Below are 15,325 nucleotides of genomic sequence, written 5' to 3'. Positions count from 1 at the left end.
GATCAGGCGCCGGGAATGTTCGCCGGCGGGTCCTCGCCGACCAGGTCGGCCGCCGGCGGCTCGGCCGACACCGACAACCCGAAGTCCGAGTACGTCAGGTCGAGCTGGGCGGTCTCCGACTGCTCGCTTGCCAACTCGATGCGGTAGTGGACCAACCGGCCCTGCTCGTCGACCGCCGCGGTGAACGGCACCGCCCCGGCCCGGTCACCGAGCACACCGCTGACCCCGTCGCCCAGCACCGCGGCGCTCTCGCGCAGGTCCAGCGTGCCGGCGTACGCCCGTACCCCGGTCTGCCGGACGGCCGTCGCCGCGCTGAGCGTGCCGGCCAGCTTGGTGTTGTCCAGGCCCTGCTTGGCCGGTGGCGAACCCGGCGCGCCGACGTGCCACCAGGTCTTGCCGTCCCAGACCGGGACGCGGCGGTCCGGGGCGCTGATCCGCACGTAGACGTCCGGCCCGGTGGTGAGCCGTTCGATCTTCACCGCACCGGTGGGCACCTTGAGCGAGGTGGTCTCCAGACCACGCTTCGCCGTCGGGTCCCAGAGCACCACAGTGCCGTCCCCACCCGCTGACCCGCCGGTGCCCAACGTCAGCTTGTAGGTCTGCTTGTCGACCTTCGCGGCGGCGGCCGTCAGCACACCGGCCGGTTCGGTAGGGACCGGCGACGCCTCGGCCGTCGCGCGACCCGCGTCGGGTTCGTCGCCGGTGACCACCAGTGCCCACACCCCGGCGGCGACCGCCACCGCGAGGATGGCACCGGCGACGATCAGTTTCGGCTTCTGCACTGTCATCTCCCCGGGGGCGGTGCGGTCCGGCCAGACTAGCCGGACCGCCCCCGCGCTGTTCCCGGTCGGTCTCCCGATCAGGCACGGCTGATCGCGTTGGCGTGGATGGCCTCGTTCAGGTACGCGGCCAACCCCGGGGCGATGGTCTCGTAGTGCGCGCTGAACCGCTCGTCGGCCAGGTACATGTCGGCCAACCCGGTCTGCATCTCGTACGAGCACTCGTAGAACCAGCGGCTGATGATCTGCCGGTGATCCTCGGCCAACTCCATCGCCTCCGGGCCGTCCGCCGGCGCGCCCGAGGCCATCAGCGCGACGATCCGCCGACCCCAGTCCTCGTTCTCCGCCTTGATCCGCAGCCAGTCCTCCTTGCCGTAGCGGGAGACCCGGCGGTTCGACTCCCGGTACGCGTCGGTGTCGCCCCAGCGCTGCTCCGCCTCGGCCTCGTGCTCCTCCGGGCTGAAGTCACCGAAGACCTCGAACCGCTCCTGCGGGGTGAGTTGGATGTTCAACTTGCTCGCCTCCATCGCGAACTCGATCGCCGTGACCATCTCCTGCAACCGCTTCATCCGTACCGTCAGCAGTTCGTGCTGTCGGCGCAGGTGGGCGGCCGGATCGGCCGCCGGGTCGTCGAGGATCGCGGTGATCTCCTCAAGCGGGAAACCCAGCTCCCGGTAGTACAGGACGAGTTGCAGCCGTTGCAGGTCCGCTTCGTCGTAGCGGCGGTAACCCGCCGGGGTTCGCCCGCTGGGCGAGAGCAACCCGATCTCGTCGTAGTGGTGCAACGTCCGCACCGTCACGCGAGCGACCCTCGCCACCTGACCCACCGTGTACGCCATGGTTCCCCTCCCTTCCGGGAACCAGGCTCCCGCCTGCCGTTACGTCAGGGTCAAGCCCCGATTCTGGCCCACCATGGCGGGGACATCCGGCCGCCCGTACAGATAGCCCTGACCGCGCGGGCAGCCGATCGCGGCGACCGCCTCGTGCTGACGCTCGGTCTCCACCCCCTCGGCGACGACCGTCAGGTCGAACGCGCCGGCCAGCCGGGTGACCATCTCCACTGTCGCGTACGCGCGGTCGTCCGACCCCAGCCGGGTCACGAACGACCTGTCGATCTTCAGCTCGGTCGCCGGGATGCGGTGCAGGTAGCTCAACGACGAGTACCCCGTACCGAAGTCGTCGATGGCGATCTTGATGCCCAACTCGCGCAGCTGGTGCAGCCGTTCCAGCACCGCTTCGGTGCCCTCGATCAGCGCCGACTCGGTCAGCTCCAGGGTCAACGCCCGCGGCGCCAGCCCGGCGGCACTGGTGGCAGCGGTGACAGTGGCGATCAGGTCGGGGCGGCGCAGGTGCGCCGCGGCGATGTTCACCGCCACTGTCGCGTCCGGCGCCCGGTCCCGCCAGGTCGCCGCGGCCCGGCACGCCTCGTGGATCACCCACCGGTCGATCGGCAGGATCAACCCGGTCTCCTCGGCCAGTGGCAGGAACCTCGCCGGCGGCAGCATCCCCAGCCGGGGGTGCCGCCAGCGCACCAGCGCCTCGGCACTGCGCACCGCGCCGGTGGCCAGGTCGACGATGGGTTGGAACTCAAGGCACAGTTGATCCTCGTCGGCCGCGCGGCGCAGGTCGGCGATCAGCTCGGCACGCGAGACGGCCGACTCGCGCAGTGCCGGGGTGCACGTCCGGTACGCGGACTTCCCCGCCGCCTTGGCCGCGTACATGGCGATGTCGGCGTCGCGCAGCAGATCGGTGTGGGTGGCGTGCTGCGGGCCGAACTCGGCGATGCCGATGCTCGCCGACGGGTGCACCCCGACGTCATCCTCACCGTCGGAGGGTCGCAGCGCGTCCAGCAGCCGCTCGGCGAGCCGCTCGGGTGAGACCGGTCGGTCGCCGTCGACAAGCACCGCGAACTCGTCCCCGCCGAGCCGGGCGATGATGCCGTCGTCGGCGACGACAGCCCGCATCCGGGCCGCCAGTCCGGTCAGCAGGGTGTCGCCGGTGGCATGCCCGAAACGGTCGTTTACCTGCTTGAACCCGTCCAGGTCGAGCAGCAGCACGGCCGCCGGTCGGCCGTCGCGCAGGGCCAGCCGCAGCCGCCGGTTGAACAACAGCCGGTTGGGCAGCCCGGTGAGCTGGTCTCCGTACGCGAGACGGCGCAGCCGGACCACCAGCCGCAGGTTCTCGTTGGCGGCCAACCCCTGCCGCACGGCGAGAGCCCCGAGCAGGGCCATCATGGTCACGAAGATCAGTTGCGGGGTCTGCCCGGTGGGTTGGCGGGCCAGCACCACAGCGACGATCGCTCCACCCACCGGCAGGTACGGCAACGCCACCCGCCACCAGGGCGGCGGCGACTCGGCGGTGTCGTCGGTGCCGTCGCAGTCCGGCGGCGGCGGCTTGCGGGTGGCCAGGCCGATCAGCAGGTAACTCACCGGCCAGCACAGGTCGATCGGGTGACCGGCGACGTAGTCGGCCCGCGCGACGAGCGAGACGTAGACGACGTCGGCGACGACGCGCAGGGTGAGGCTCGCCGCGAGCAGGCTCATCGGCCGCCACATCGGCCGGGCCGGCCCGGCCACCGCGACCAGGATGGTGAGCTGCATCAGGTCGAACATCGGGTAGAGCAGCCCCAGCGTGCGCGCCGGATCGGCCAACTCGGCGGCGGCGACCCCGCGAAACACGAGGACCCAGGCGATCGGCACCAGGGCCAGGGCGACGATCACCCCGTCCAGCAACGTGCGGGCCCGCCCCACCGCGGTCCGTGGCGCGGACGGCGAACTGAGCAGCGCGGCCGTGCCGGTGAGGATGCCGGCGGTGAAGACCACCCCGACCACCGGTGTGTGCGGCAGGTCGCCGCCGACGAGACGCTGCACCGTCCAGATGGCCCGGCCCAGCGCGGCGAGCGCCATGGTGACGGCGAGCAGCACCCAGAACCTGCGCAGCGGGGCCGGATGTCGACGGGCCACGCCGGCACACGCGACGGTCGCCCAACCGGCCACCAGCAGCGCGCCGACGTCACTGACCAGCGCGGCTCCGGGCAGGGCGGCGACGAGCCAGCACGCCTCCACGAGGATGACCCCGGCCGCGAGGATCGCACCGGCGGGGTTGATCTTCCCCACAGCCTGCTTCACGTCCTGACGGGACACGGTCGCTCCGGCTCTTCGTCGTGCGTGCACCCTCGGGAGGACCGGTCCACGGCAAACCCCGAAAGCCTAACCAGCGCCCAGGTACGCCGCCAGGGTCCGAACGTCCGCCCCAACCCGGTCTGGCCTTGACCATGGCCGGTGCGGGGCTCGCCAGAGGATCACCGGCAACGGGCGGGGCGCTCAGCCGGGGCGGTGGGACAGGTCAGCGGCCGGCGGAGCGGTTCCAGGGTGACCGGGGCAGGGTGGTGCCGGCGAGTGGGCGACGGGCGCGGCGGCGTCGACGCTGGCCGGGGGTGCAGGGCGGGCGGGCAGCGGTGTGCACCGCCACGTCGACCGACGGTGGTGGCCGGCGGATCAGCCAGCAGAGGAAGCGTTCCATCGGCGGTTCAGCCGACCGGGAGGCGCTCGACGTCGGACTTGGAGATCTCGTACTCAGCCCCGCAGAACGTGCACTGCTGCGCGTACCGGGTGCGGATCGGAATGAGGGGGATGAAGAAAAGGGTGAACCTGGTCGACCGTCGGGTGATCACCTGCGCGGCGTGGTTGCCGCAGTTGCGGCAGACCTGCTGCACGACACCGGACCTGTCGACCTTGGTACGCAGACCAAAGATGAAGAACATCGTCCGCCAGTACCCACTTCACCGCGAGAAGTCACCAGATCCAGGAAACAAACCGCTACAAAGCCACCGCTGCCCGTCAGGCGAAACGCCAAGATCCGCTCACTTACAGGGAAACTGCTGCCTCAAGCCGTGCGGAGGCAGCAGTTTCCCTGATGTTGCGCGGCTCAGCTCGCGGGTGAGGGCTCCAGGCCGGGGATCTCGGCGGGGAGCCAGATCGGCTGCCAGTCCGGCACCTCGTGGAAGCGGCGCAGCTCGAACAGCCCGGAAACCGACCCACTCCAGGCCCCGTACGGGGGGTTGGCCTCGTCGAAGCCGCTCTGCACGAAGGTCAGCGTGGTCCGGCCACCGGACTCGGCCAGCTCCCAGCTCGTCACGCCGGTCGGTCCCCAGTCGACGGACATCCGTCGGCCGGGCTCCAGGTCGACGATCTTGGCCGCGTAGCCGTTCTCGAAGCCGCCCATGGCGTACCGGCCACCGACCCAGGGCTCGATGCCGATCGGGTAGCCGAACCAGGCGCTGGCCTGCTCGGAGTCGGTAAGCGACTCCCACACCTTGTCGGCGGGGGCGGCGATGACCAGCTCACCCCGCAGGTCGGCGGAGGTGAAGTCGGTGCGGGGCAGCAGTGGCTTGCCCTCCAGGCGGGCGGCCAGGTTGGCGATGGACAGCGCCCAGTACGTCTGGAGCACGCCCCGGATGCTGGAGCCGCTCATCGCCTCGGCGAAGTCGAAGTGACTCTGGGTCAGCGTGAGCAGTGTGCTGTCCGCGCCCTCGGCGGTGAGCTGGAACTCGGTGGTGGTCTCCACCCCGTCGAGCAGCCAGCTGAAGCGCAGCGTGTCGTCGTCGGCGTGCAGCAGCCGCTGGTGCGGGGCGTCGCCCTCGGGCGTGTAGCGGCCCCAGAACTCGTACCGCTGAGGCAGCTCGACCTCGGCGTGCTCGGCCAGCCAGAGACGCAGCTCGGCCGGGTCGGTCAGGGCCTGGCGGACGCGCCCGACGGGCGCGGAGAGACGGGCCTGCACCTTCATCGGTTCACTCATTGTCGTTCCCTTTCGGATAGCAGGCGACGGCCAGCTTGAAGGCATCGCCTTCGCTGCCGCCGTAGCGGGTGAACAGGTCCTGAAGTGCGGTTTGCAGGTCGTGCAGGAACTGCTGGCGCTGCTCGGCCGGCACCCGGATCTCGCCGGAGACCCCGATCGAGGGCAGCTCGGGCGCCGCCCGGTCCAGACCGGCGATGTCGGCCTGGACCTCCTCCATCAGGTCGAGCAGGTAGCCCAGGCTCAGCTCGTCGCGGGTCCGGCGCAGGCCGATCCGGCCGACGAGCCGGGGGGACAGCCAGTACGACCGGGCGGCGGCCTGGTAGATCCCCTCGGTGATCCCGCGAACCTTGCGCTCGTTGACCAGCTCGACGAGGCCGGCCGCGACGAGCTGCTTGACGTGGTAGTAGACGCGCTGTGGCGTCTGGTCGAGTCGAGCCGCGACCTCGGTGCAGGTGCGCGGTTCGGCGAGTTGCCGCAGCACCTCGACGCGCTGCGGCTTGAGCAGGACTTCGGCCTGCTCGATCTGCTCCAGGTACAGGACATCTCTCATGGCAAAAATCAGTTTGTACGTACAAAACTTGTTTGTCAATCGGTTCGCAAGAAGCCGCGCCGACTTTCTCGACGCGGCTTCAGGCAACGGTCAGCAGGTGATCAGGGCAACCAGTCCGGTCGCAGCGGGTAGCCGTTCACCCCGTCCGGGCCGTTGTGCGTGGCCAGCACCTGGTGCAGCTGGATGCCGTTGCGCTCGAACGCCATCCGCGACCCGGCCATGTACAGCCCCCACACCCGGGCGGTGCCCGCACCCACCTCCGAGACGCAGAAGTCCCAGTGCTCCACCAGGTTGCGGCACCAGGCGGCAAGCGTCAGCGCGTAGTGCTGGCGCAGATTCTCCTCGTGGTGCACCTCCAACCCGGCGTCGTGCACCTCGCTGATCAGCCGACCCGGGCCGGCCAACTCCCCGTCCGGGAAGACGTACCTGTCGATGAACGCGCCGGAGCGGTGCGGCGCCCGATTGTCCGCGCGCGTGATGGTGTGGTTGAGGAGCCGACCCCCCTCCCGCAGCCGGGACCGCAGCGCCCCGAAATAGGTCGGGTAGTTGCGCACCCCGATGTGCTCGGTCAACCCGATCGAGGAGATGGCGTCGAACTGCTCCGCCGGCGCGTCCCGGTAGTCCAGGTGCCGCACCTCGGCCAGCCCGGTCAGCCCCTCCCGCTCGATCGCCGCCTGCGCCCACTGCGCCTGCGCCTTCGACAGGGTCACCCCGAGCGCCTTCACGCCGTACTCGCGGGCGGCGTGCCGGACCATGCCACCCCAGCCGCAGCCCACATCCAGCAGCCGCATCCCCTTCTTGAGCGCCAGCTTGCCGGCGACCAGGTCGTACTTCGCCGACTGGGCCTGCTCCAGCGTGTCGTCCGGAGACCGGAAGACCGCACAGGTGTACGTCATCGACGGGCCGAGCACCTTCTCGTAGAAGGCGTTGGAGACGTCGTAGTGGTGCGAGATCGCCGTGCTGTCGCGCACCCGCGAGTGCCGCAGCCCGTTCACCACCCGCTTCCACCGTGGCTGCGCCTCCTGCGGCGGAGCCGGCGGCGGCATCAGCCGCTCCCAGCCCAGCCCCCGGACCAGCGCCAGCCCCTCGGCCAGCGACGGTGGGCGCAGCCGCAGCTTGTCCTTGAGCACCCGCAACGCCTCGTACGGGTCGCCCGGGTGCACCCCCTGCAACGCCAGGTCACCACTGACGTAGGCCCGGGCCATGCCCAGGTCGCCGGGAGCGGTGAGCAGGTAGGACAAACCCCGCTCGGATTGGATCGCCAGGGTGATACCGGCGTCGGACGGGCCGACGGAACTGCCGTCGTACCCGCTGATCCGCACCGGTAACGGCCCCGTGGTGACCGCGCGGATGACATCCGCCACGGTCGGACCCGTGTGCCGGCCCCCCGCCGGCGGGGTGGCGGGGACGCTCGCCGCCCCCTGATCTCTGTCGGTCAGGCTCATGCTCGTGCTACCGCCTTTTCGTACAATCCCGTCAGCCGGTGGTCCGGGTCGTAGCGATCTTTCACCGCCCGCCACGTGTCGCCGCCGTACAGGCGATCGAAGGCGTCCCGGTCGTAGTACGCGTCGGAGTAGAGCGACTTGTGCCCGCCCGACTCCGACACCCTGCGTTCGATCGTGCGGTTGACGTCGCCGTCGGCGGCGCCTGGCGCGATCGGAACGCTCCCCCAGAACCCAATGTTGACGTAGTCCTGCCCTGGCCGGAGTGGATACAGCGGCCACGACCGCGCCGAACCGGCACCCGCCGGCTCGCGCAACCGCAGCGGACACAGCCACACCGGGTTCATCCCCACCGCGCTGGCGAACCAGCGCAGGAAGTCGGCGGTACGGTCCAGCGGGACCTCCACGTCCTGCACGACCCGCTCCCGGGACGGCTGCCCGCGCAGCCGGTCGATCCGGGCCGCCACCTGGTGTCGGTGCTCAAGACGGACCAGCCGGTGGTAGAAGTCGCTGCGCCGGTAGCGCGCCGGCCAGAGCCGCCGCACGACCGGGTGCTGGGCGCCGAACGCCGCCGAGCACCAGAACCAGTCGGTGTCCCAGCGCCAGAGATAGTCGTACGCGGTGAGCACGTCCCGGGTGCGCCGACGCAGCGACCGGTAGTAGATCGACTGACCGGTGTAGTCACTGGGCGGGTCGGCGGCGTCGGTGAACGTGGCGAACACCAGGTACGCCTCGCCGGGGCTGAACATCACCCCGTCCATCGCGTCGACCGGCTGCCCGGCCCACGACCGGGTCGCTGTCACCTCCGCGATCGCGTCGGTGAGCGCCTCCAACTGGGTGAACCGGACGTTGCGCAACGCCACGTACCGGCCGACCGGTTGCAGCTCGATGCGCAGCCGGGTCGCGTAACCGAGGCTGCCCAGCGAGTTGGGGAACGCGGCGAACAGGTCGGCGTGCTCCCCGTCGGGACGGGCGGTGACGATCTCGCCGGAGCCGGTGAGCACGTCCAACTCGAGCACCGACTCGTGCGGCAGGCCGTTGCGGAACGAGGTGGACTCGATCCCGAGGCCGGTCACCGCGCCACCCAACGTGATGGTGCGCAACTGCGGCACCACCAGCGGCATCAGCCCGTGCGGCAGCGTCGCGTCGACCAGGTCCTCGTAGGTGCACATGCCCTGCACGTCGGCGGTGCGCCCGGCCGGATCGACCGACAACACGCCGTTCAGGCCGCTCACGTCGAGCCCCGGAGTCCGAGGTGCGGACCGGGGGCGGAACAGGTTGGAGGTGCGTTTGGCCAGCCGGACAGGCTCGCCCGTGGGCACCGCGGCGTACGACCGTCGCAGCGTGTCCACCGCTTGATCATGGTCAATGGGGTGATCCACACGCTCAGCGCGCATGTGATCACCTTACGCGCGTACTTGGGAAACCGTGGGATGTGGGCCGTGGCAGTTTCCCGTCCGGTGGCAGGCCAGGCGGTTACCGTGGCGGGCATGCCATCGCCCGCGATCACCGCCCTGGACGCCGCCGGACTGACGTATCGGCTGGTCAGCCATGGCGCGGTCGGCAGCCTCGCGGAGGCCGCCGCGGCCCGGGGCGTGGCGGTCCCCGACGTCGTCAAGACGATCGTGGTCCGCCGGAGTGTGGACGATCACCTTTTCGTGCTCACCCCCGGCGACCGGGTCATCTCCTGGCCCAAGCTGCGCGCCCTGCTCGGCGTGCACCGGCTCTCCATGCCGGACGCCGCCGGCGCCCTGGCCGCTACCGGCTACGAGCGCGGCACCATCACCCCGTTCGGCGCGAGCACGCCGTGGCCGGTGATCGCCGACGAGCGACTGCGCGGCCGGGAGATCACGTTGGGCGCCGGGGAACGTGGCCTCGCCATCGCTGTCGACGCCGACGCCGCGATCACGGCCCTCGACGCCACAGTGGCCGACGTCACCGACCCGCAACCCACCCGCTGAGCGCCGCCGATCCGCGTCACCACCTGACCCACCGACTGGCCGTCGCCGACGGCGGTGGGTGAGGATGGCGCCTATGTCCGCGCCCGAGGAACGCCCCGATCCCACCGGCACCGTCTACGGCGGAGGCCGACGGGCAGCACGATCCGGTCCGCTGGCCGATCCGCTGCTGCGGGTGGCGCTGGCGGTCGCCCTGGTCGGCGTACTCCTCGGGGTGGTCTTCACCACCGGGCTGCTCGACGGTGACGACGCGCCGAGCGTGCCGGCCAGCGTTGGCACGTCGTCCACCGACGCGCAGCCCACCGGCGCGCCGGCCGAGCCGAGCCCGAGCACGGCCGCCGAGCCGGTGACCGGGCCCCGGGTGTTCAAGGCCGACTCAGGCCTGTGCCTGGGGCTCTACGGCGACGGCACGCAGGCGAAGGCGCACTTGGCGGTCTGCACCGGCGGCCCGGAGCAGGATTGGGTGATCACCCCGGTCGGTCCGGAGGCGGCGACGGTGGCCAACGCCGCGTTTGGGCAGTGTCTCGACGTCGAGGGTGGCAGCCAGGACGACGGCGCGCGGCTGATGCAGTTTCCCTGCCACGGTGGGGCCAACCAGCAGTGGCGGCTGAACCCCATCGGCAATGGCCCGGTGCTGTTGGTCGCCGTGCACAGCGGCAAGTGCGCCCAGGCCGACGACGACGGCGTCGAGGCCGGCGACGACATCCGGCAGCAGCCCTGCGACGAACGGCCGGCCCAGCAGTGGACCATGGGCTGACCCCTCAACCGGGCCGGCTCAGCCCTGGAACCGCCACGCCTTCGGCGCTGTCGCGGCGGCCAGCACGGCCTCCGGCACCGGTCGGCCGGGCCGGCGGCGCAGCAGCATCGACAGGCCGGCCGCGCCGATCGACAGCGCACCGGCCACGTACCAGGCCATCGCGTAGTCGCCGAGTCGGTCCCGCACCAGCCCCGCACCGGTCGCGGCGACCGCCGCACCGAGCTGGTGGGCGGCGAACACCCAGCCGAACACCACAGCCCCGGCGCCACCGAAGTACTCCCGGCACAGCGCCACCGTCGGCGGCACTGTCGCCACCCAGTCCAGGCCGTAGAAGACGATGAACACCAGCATGCTCGGCTTGGCGCTGCCGCTGAACAGGCTCGGCAGGACCAGCAGGGACGCCCCACGCAGCGCGTAGTACATGCCGAGCAGCAACCGGCTGTCCACCCGGTCGGTGAGCCAGCCGGAGGCGATGGTCCCGACGATGTCGAAGAGCCCGACCAGGGCGAGCAGCCCGGCCGCGGTGGTCTGGGCCATGCCGTGGTCGTGCGCGGCCGGCACGAAGTGCGTACCGACGAGGCCGTTGGTGGTCGCGCCGCAGATCGCGAACCCGCTGGCCAGCAGCCAGAACGGCCGGGTCCGGGCCGCCGTCGCCAGCGCGCCCAGCGCCCGGGCCGCCGCACCGCCGGTCGCCGGTGGCGCCGCGACGACCTCGGTCGCCCCGTAGGCGGGCAGCCCGAGATCCGCCGGGTGCTCGCGCAGCAACCACACCACCAGGGGTACGACCGCCAGCGCGGCTCCGGCCACGACGAGCGCGGCGGTACGCCAGCCGTGGTCGCGGACCAGGATGGCGATCAGTGGCAGGAACACCAGTTGTCCGGCCGCCCCACCGGCGGTCAGCACTCCGGTGACGAGACCCCTTCGGCGGACGAACCAACGCCCGGTGATGGTGGCCACGAACGCCAGCGCCATCGAGCCGGTGCCCACTCCGACCAGCACACCCCAGCAGAGCAGCAGCTGCCAGCTGGCGCTCATGAAGACCGTCAACCCACTGCCCGCGGCGACCAGCAGCAGCGCCACCGAGACCACCCGGCGGATGCCGAACCGGTCCATCAGGGCGGCGGCGAACGGCGCGGTGAGCCCGTAGAGCAGCAGGTTGACCGAGACGGCGGCGGAGATGGTGGCCAGCGGCCAACCGAACTCCTCGTGCAGCGGGTGCAGCAGCACCGACGGGGTGGCGCGGAAGCCGGCCGCGCCGACCAGCGCCACGAAGGCGACGGCGGCGACCAGCCAGGCGGGATGCAGGAGGCGGTTCTTGGTCACGCGACCAGTCTGGGCGGGGCCGCACACCGCGGCGAGTGGCCGGAAAGCCATCATGCGCAATAATCGGGCCATGACCGTTCGCCCGCACCGGATCGCCGTACTCGCCCTGGACCAGGTGGTCGGCCTGGACCTCGGCACCCCTTCGCAGGTCTTCAGCACCGCCCGCACCGCCGAGGACACGCACCTGTACGACGTACGGGTCTGCACCCCGGGTGGGCGGCCGGTGCGGAGCACTGCCAATTTCCAGGTGCTCCCCGACCATGGTCTGGAGTTGCTCGACACCGCCGACACGGTGATCGTCCCCGGCATCCAGGCCGGCACCGCGTTGACCTCGGGCACCGTCGAGCCGGAGGTGACCGAGGCGTTACGGGCGGCGTACGAGCGGGGCGCCCGCATCATGTCGATCTGCACCGGGGCGTTCGTGCTGGCCGCCGCCGGGCTGCTCGACGGGCGTCGGGCGACCACCCACTGGGCGTACACGGAGCAGTTTCGTCGCCTGCACGGCGAGGCGGTGGACCTCGACCCGGGCGTGCTCTTCATCGTCGACGACCGGGTGCTCACCTCGGCCGGAGTCGCCGCCGGCATCGACCTCTGCCTGCACGTCATCCGCCTCGACCACGGCAGCGAGGTGGCCAACCGGGCGGCCCGCCGCTGCGTGATGCCGCCGTGGCGCGACGGCGGTCAGGCGCAGTACATCGAGCGGCCGGTGCCGAAGGCCACCGACTGCAGCACCGCCGGCGTCCGGGAGTGGGCGCGGCAGCGGCTGCACGAGCCGATCGCCCTGCGCGACCTGGCCGAGCAGGCGCGGATGAGCGTGCGCACCTTCACCCGGCGCTTCCGGTCGGAGACCGGCCTGAGCCCGGCGCAGTGGCTGCTGCAACAACGCACCGACCACGCGCGACTGCTGCTGGAGACGACCGACCTCACCGTCGACCAGATCGCCCACCGCGCGGGTTTCGGCACCACCGCCGCCCTGCGCCAGCAACTCCACCAACGCATCGGCGTGGCGCCCTCGACCTACCGCCGCACCTTCCACCCCCGTCCCGAGCTGATCGAAACCTGATCCACCACCCGCCGAGGCCCCGCCCGGCCCCGCCCGGCCCCGCCACCGAATGGTGCTGGCATCGCCGCCGGCCTCGGCGCGACAGCCGACGGGCATTGCAGCGATGAGCGGTATACCTGTGAGTCATAAATATGACTCACAGGTATACCGCTCATCAGACCAAGACGCCGGACGACGAGCCCGACCGAGGCGGCCCAGGACCGCGTCGGCTCAGGCGCGGAGCATCTGGAGCTGCGCCTGGTGCTTGGGCAGGTGGACCCGCATGTGCAGGTCCAGGGTGCGGGACCAGGGCAGCGGCTCGTCCACGATGAGGTCGAAGCCCTCGCGCAGGTGGGTCTCGACCGGGGTCTCCGCCGCCAGGCCGAGCTGGGCGACGAGCCCGCACAGCCGGTCACTGGTGTCGTGCAACAGAGCGGTCAGCCCCCGCAGACCGCCCTGCTCGGCGGCCAGCGCGTCGAGCTGTGGACGGTGGATGTTCTCCTCCAGCTCGTAGTAGGCGAACGGCGATCCGGCCAGCAGCGCCTCGGTGGCCTGGATCATCAGCTCGTCGTTGGCGACCAGGTGCGCGACGATCTGCTCGGCGCTGAGCTGCCCCTCCGGAGCCGTCCCGAACTCCCCCTCGTCAAGCTCGACGAACACCCCGTCATAGGCCCGCCGCAGCCCTGCACTCTCCATGCCCCCAGTCAACCTGCCCGGCGGGACGTTAGCGGCGGGATTGGCGGGAGCGGAGGTAGTCGCTGACCACGTACTCGCCCAGGTCGTCGGTGTCCGGCGTGAACATGCGGCCACGGCTGCGGCGGGCCACCGCGTCGACGAAGCGCCGCAGACCCGGATCGTCGCCGAGCATGAACAGGTTGAGCGTGGCGCCGTAGCGACTCAGCCGGTCCACCTCACGGACCGTCGCCTCGATCGTCTCCGGCAGCGGCGGCCAGTGGAACAGCGCCTCCCCGTCGTCCGGGTCCAGGTGGGCCGTGGGCTCCCCGTCGGTGACCACCAGGACCACCGGTTCGGCGTCCGGGTGCCGGCGCAGGTGCCGACCGGCCAACCGCAGCGCGTGCTGGAGGTTGGTGCCCTGCTCACCGTCCGGCTCGACGGCGGCCAGCTCCTGCTGGGTCAGCGCCATCGCCTCCCGGCCGAAGCCCACGATCTGCAGGGCGTCCTGCGGGAAGCGGGTCTCCATGAGGTGCGCCAGCGCCAGCGCCGTCTGCTTCATCGGCCCCCAACGACCCTGCGAGATCATCGAGTACGACAGGTCGACGCAGAGCACCACCGCCGCCGAGGCCCGCTTCTCGGTCTCCACCACCTCGAAGTCGTCCACCGCGAGCTGCACCGGAACCGTCGGCCCGGCCCGGCGGACCGCCCGGGTCAGCGTCCGGACCACGTCCAACGGTTGCTCGTCGCCGTACTCCCAGGGTCTGGACCCACCGCTGACCTCGCCGGCGGCCCCCGCCGAGCGCAGGTCGTGCTGCCCGCGCGGCCCGGCCGTCAGGTCGGCGAAGACCCGTCGCAGCGCGGTCCCGCCGAGCCGGCGCAGCGCCTTCGGGCTCAGCGTGAGCCCCTCCGCGTCCCGGCTCACCCAGCCCTGCCGGCGGAGCTCCCGCTCCAGATCCCGCAGCCGGCGCACGTCGTCGGCCGCCTCCCGGCCCAGCGTGCGGGCGACCGCGTCGACGTCCACGTCGTCCAGCGTGGCCCCCGGATGTTCCTGGTCGAGCTGGTCCAGCAGGTCGTCCAGCTCGCCGATCTCACCCAGCGCGCCCGCCGCGTCGGCGTAGTCGAGCGGCTGGTCGCCCCGGACCCGCTCGCCGCGCCCCCAGCGCAGATCCGGGCGCAGCGCCCGCAGGTTGGCGTCGAGCGCGGACAACTCCCCCGCGAGACGGTCGCCGAGCGACTGCTGCATCAGACCCGCCAGCTCGGCGCGCTGCCGGTCGGAGAGCGAGTTCATCAGCCGCTCGCCGGCAGCCGAACGACGGGCCAGCACGTCGATCAGCTCGTCGACGGTCTCCGGCTGCTCCGGGAAGAAGTCGCCGTGTCGACGCATGAACTCGGCGAACGCGTCGGTGGTGTCCTCCGCGCGGCCGTGCCGGGCCAGCAGGTCGTTCAGGTCGCCCATCATCTCGGCCAGCCGCTGCTGGGCGGCCGGGTCGGCGGACGCCCGCACCGCGTCGCGCAACCCGGCGAAGCGCTGACCGAGCACGTCGTCACGGAGCTGGTCGAGGATCTGCTGGTACGACCGGCGGGCGTCCTCGCTGGCCCACTGGTAGCCGGACAGCTCCTCCACCGCCCGCGCTGTCGAGCGGGGCAGATTGTCCAGCACCGACTCGGCGAACCGCGCGCCGTCGTCGTCGCGGCCACGCAGCTCGTCCCGCTCGGCGGCGAGAGCCTGGTCGAGCAGTGCCCTTGCCCTGGTCACCGCACCGTCCAGGTCGCCTCGGCGGAGCGCATCCCGGCGCAGCCGCCGAGCGCGGGCGGCCAGGTCGTCCAGCCCGCCCCGCCCCTGCGGACCACGACGCAGCAGGTCCCGCAGGGCCTCGCGCAGGCTGCCGCCGGCCAGCACCTCGGCGCCGACCTCGTCGACCGCTTCGCGTACGTCGTACGGGGGTGCCAGCGGGTCGGGCCCGCCGGTCCACTGCCCGTACCGGAACCGGTTGCCGGCCAT

Annotated in this window: 15 protein-coding genes; 3 read left to right on the top strand and 12 right to left on the bottom strand. The window is 71.7% G+C overall.

Annotated features, from left to right (window positions below):
* Positions 1 to 2: 2 nt before the first annotated feature.
* The 9 genes from ABZU25_RS04665 to ABZU25_RS04625 form a co-directional block, all read right to left on the bottom strand.
* A complete protein-coding gene (locus tag ABZU25_RS04665) occupies positions 3 to 782 on the bottom strand; it encodes a hypothetical protein (protein ID WP_355027943.1) in 780 nt (259 codons plus the stop codon).
* A gap of 77 nt (positions 783 to 859) precedes the next feature.
* Positions 860 to 1,618, bottom strand: a complete 759-nt coding sequence (locus tag ABZU25_RS04660) for a MerR family transcriptional regulator (protein ID WP_355027942.1) — start codon at positions 1,616 to 1,618, stop codon at positions 860 to 862.
* Positions 1,619 to 1,657: 39 nt separating this feature from the next.
* On the bottom strand, positions 1,658 to 3,907 hold the full coding sequence (locus ABZU25_RS04655) for an EAL domain-containing protein (protein WP_355027941.1): 2,250 nt from the start codon (positions 3,905 to 3,907) through the stop codon (positions 1,658 to 1,660).
* Between the two features lie 217 nt (positions 3,908 to 4,124).
* The gene (locus tag ABZU25_RS04650) at positions 4,125 to 4,301 is read right to left on the bottom strand and encodes a hypothetical protein (RefSeq protein ID WP_355027940.1); all 177 of its coding nucleotides are present in this window, start codon (positions 4,299 to 4,301) and stop codon (positions 4,125 to 4,127) included.
* A 7-nt stretch (positions 4,302 to 4,308) separates the two neighbouring features.
* Entirely contained in the window at positions 4,309 to 4,542 is a 234-nt protein-coding gene (locus tag ABZU25_RS04645; protein ID WP_355027939.1) for a zinc-ribbon domain-containing protein, read from the bottom strand.
* 164 nt (positions 4,543 to 4,706) lie between these two features.
* Positions 4,707 to 5,576, bottom strand: a complete 870-nt coding sequence (locus tag ABZU25_RS04640; RefSeq protein WP_355027938.1) for an SRPBCC family protein — start codon at positions 5,574 to 5,576, stop codon at positions 4,707 to 4,709.
* Positions 5,569 to 6,126, bottom strand: coding sequence for a helix-turn-helix domain-containing protein (locus ABZU25_RS04635; RefSeq protein WP_355027937.1), 558 nt, complete (start codon positions 6,124 to 6,126; stop codon positions 5,569 to 5,571). Before ABZU25_RS04635 ends, ABZU25_RS04640 begins: the two co-directional genes overlap by 8 nt.
* A gap of 101 nt (positions 6,127 to 6,227) precedes the next feature.
* Entirely contained in the window at positions 6,228 to 7,571 is a 1,344-nt protein-coding gene (locus ABZU25_RS04630; RefSeq protein ID WP_355027936.1) for a class I SAM-dependent methyltransferase, read from the bottom strand.
* A complete protein-coding gene (locus tag ABZU25_RS04625; RefSeq protein WP_355027935.1) occupies positions 7,568 to 8,965 on the bottom strand; it encodes an FAD-binding oxidoreductase in 1,398 nt (465 codons plus the stop codon). The genes ABZU25_RS04630 and ABZU25_RS04625 overlap by 4 nt, the downstream gene beginning before the upstream one ends.
* A gap of 93 nt (positions 8,966 to 9,058) precedes the next feature.
* Here ABZU25_RS04625 and ABZU25_RS04620 point away from each other — a divergent pair, with 93 nt between their 5' ends.
* Both ABZU25_RS04620 and ABZU25_RS04615 read left to right on the top strand, forming a co-directional pair.
* The gene (locus ABZU25_RS04620; protein WP_355027934.1) at positions 9,059 to 9,529 is read left to right on the top strand and encodes a YbaK/EbsC family protein; all 471 of its coding nucleotides are present in this window, start codon (positions 9,059 to 9,061) and stop codon (positions 9,527 to 9,529) included.
* A gap of 73 nt (positions 9,530 to 9,602) precedes the next feature.
* Positions 9,603 to 10,283: an RICIN domain-containing protein gene (locus tag ABZU25_RS04615; protein WP_355027933.1), complete on the top strand. Its 681-nt coding sequence runs from the start codon at positions 9,603 to 9,605 to the stop codon at positions 10,281 to 10,283.
* Between the two features lie 18 nt (positions 10,284 to 10,301).
* Here the strand turns inward: ABZU25_RS04615 and ABZU25_RS04610 are convergent, their stop codons facing one another.
* Positions 10,302 to 11,606 carry an MFS transporter gene (locus ABZU25_RS04610; RefSeq protein ID WP_355027932.1) on the bottom strand — a complete coding sequence of 435 codons (1,305 nt, stop codon included), beginning with the start codon at positions 11,604 to 11,606 and terminating at the stop codon, positions 10,302 to 10,304.
* Between the two features lie 52 nt (positions 11,607 to 11,658).
* On the opposite strand from ABZU25_RS04610, the gene ABZU25_RS04605 reads away from it, so the two are divergent.
* A complete protein-coding gene (locus ABZU25_RS04605; RefSeq protein ID WP_355027931.1) occupies positions 11,659 to 12,669 on the top strand; it encodes a DJ-1/PfpI family protein in 1,011 nt (336 codons plus the stop codon).
* Positions 12,670 to 12,879: 210 nt separating this feature from the next.
* Here ABZU25_RS04605 and ABZU25_RS04600 read toward each other — a convergent pair whose 3' ends face one another.
* Together ABZU25_RS04600 and ABZU25_RS04595 are read right to left on the bottom strand one after the other, a co-directional pair.
* Positions 12,880 to 13,344 (bottom strand): hypothetical protein, encoded by a 465-nt coding sequence (locus ABZU25_RS04600; protein ID WP_355027930.1) that lies wholly within the window; start codon positions 13,342 to 13,344, stop codon positions 12,880 to 12,882.
* A 28-nt stretch (positions 13,345 to 13,372) separates the two neighbouring features.
* A complete protein-coding gene (locus tag ABZU25_RS04595; RefSeq protein ID WP_355027929.1) occupies positions 13,373 to 15,325 on the bottom strand; it encodes a VWA domain-containing protein in 1,953 nt (650 codons plus the stop codon).

Origin of the sequence: Micromonospora sp. NPDC005215 (assembly GCF_040607915.1) — a bacterium.
Taxonomy (GTDB): Bacteria; Actinomycetota; Actinomycetes; order Mycobacteriales; family Micromonosporaceae; genus Micromonospora.
Note: the sequence above shows the minus strand (reverse complement) of the source record. Positions and strands in the feature narration are given on the sequence as shown.

What these genes read in the sequence shown, in the direction of transcription:
- ABZU25_RS04605 (WP_355027931.1), top strand. Translation starts at nt 11,659, where the DNA reads ATGCGCAATAATCGGGCCATGACCGTTCGCCCGCACCGGATCGCCGTA.
- ABZU25_RS04650 (WP_355027940.1), bottom strand. Translation starts at nt 4,301, where the DNA reads ATGGAACGCTTCCTCTGCTGGCTGATCCGCCGGCCACCACCGTCGGTC.
- ABZU25_RS04600 (WP_355027930.1), bottom strand. Translation starts at nt 13,344, where the DNA reads ATGGAGAGTGCAGGGCTGCGGCGGGCCTATGACGGGGTGTTCGTCGAG.
- ABZU25_RS04620 (WP_355027934.1), top strand. Translation starts at nt 9,059, where the DNA reads ATGCCATCGCCCGCGATCACCGCCCTGGACGCCGCCGGACTGACGTAT.
- ABZU25_RS04645 (WP_355027939.1), bottom strand. Translation starts at nt 4,542, where the DNA reads ATGTTCTTCATCTTTGGTCTGCGTACCAAGGTCGACAGGTCCGGTGTC.
- ABZU25_RS04615 (WP_355027933.1), top strand. Translation starts at nt 9,603, where the DNA reads ATGTCCGCGCCCGAGGAACGCCCCGATCCCACCGGCACCGTCTACGGC.
- ABZU25_RS04660 (WP_355027942.1), bottom strand. Translation starts at nt 1,618, where the DNA reads ATGGCGTACACGGTGGGTCAGGTGGCGAGGGTCGCTCGCGTGACGGTG.
- ABZU25_RS04625 (WP_355027935.1), bottom strand. Translation starts at nt 8,965, where the DNA reads ATGCGCGCTGAGCGTGTGGATCACCCCATTGACCATGATCAAGCGGTG.
- ABZU25_RS04635 (WP_355027937.1), bottom strand. Translation starts at nt 6,126, where the DNA reads ATGAGAGATGTCCTGTACCTGGAGCAGATCGAGCAGGCCGAAGTCCTG.
- ABZU25_RS04640 (WP_355027938.1), bottom strand. Translation starts at nt 5,576, where the DNA reads ATGAGTGAACCGATGAAGGTGCAGGCCCGTCTCTCCGCGCCCGTCGGG.
- ABZU25_RS04630 (WP_355027936.1), bottom strand. Translation starts at nt 7,571, where the DNA reads ATGAGCCTGACCGACAGAGATCAGGGGGCGGCGAGCGTCCCCGCCACC.
- ABZU25_RS04595 (WP_355027929.1), bottom strand. Translation starts at nt 15,325, where the DNA reads ATGGCCGGCAACCGGTTCCGGTACGGGCAGTGGACCGGCGGGCCCGAC.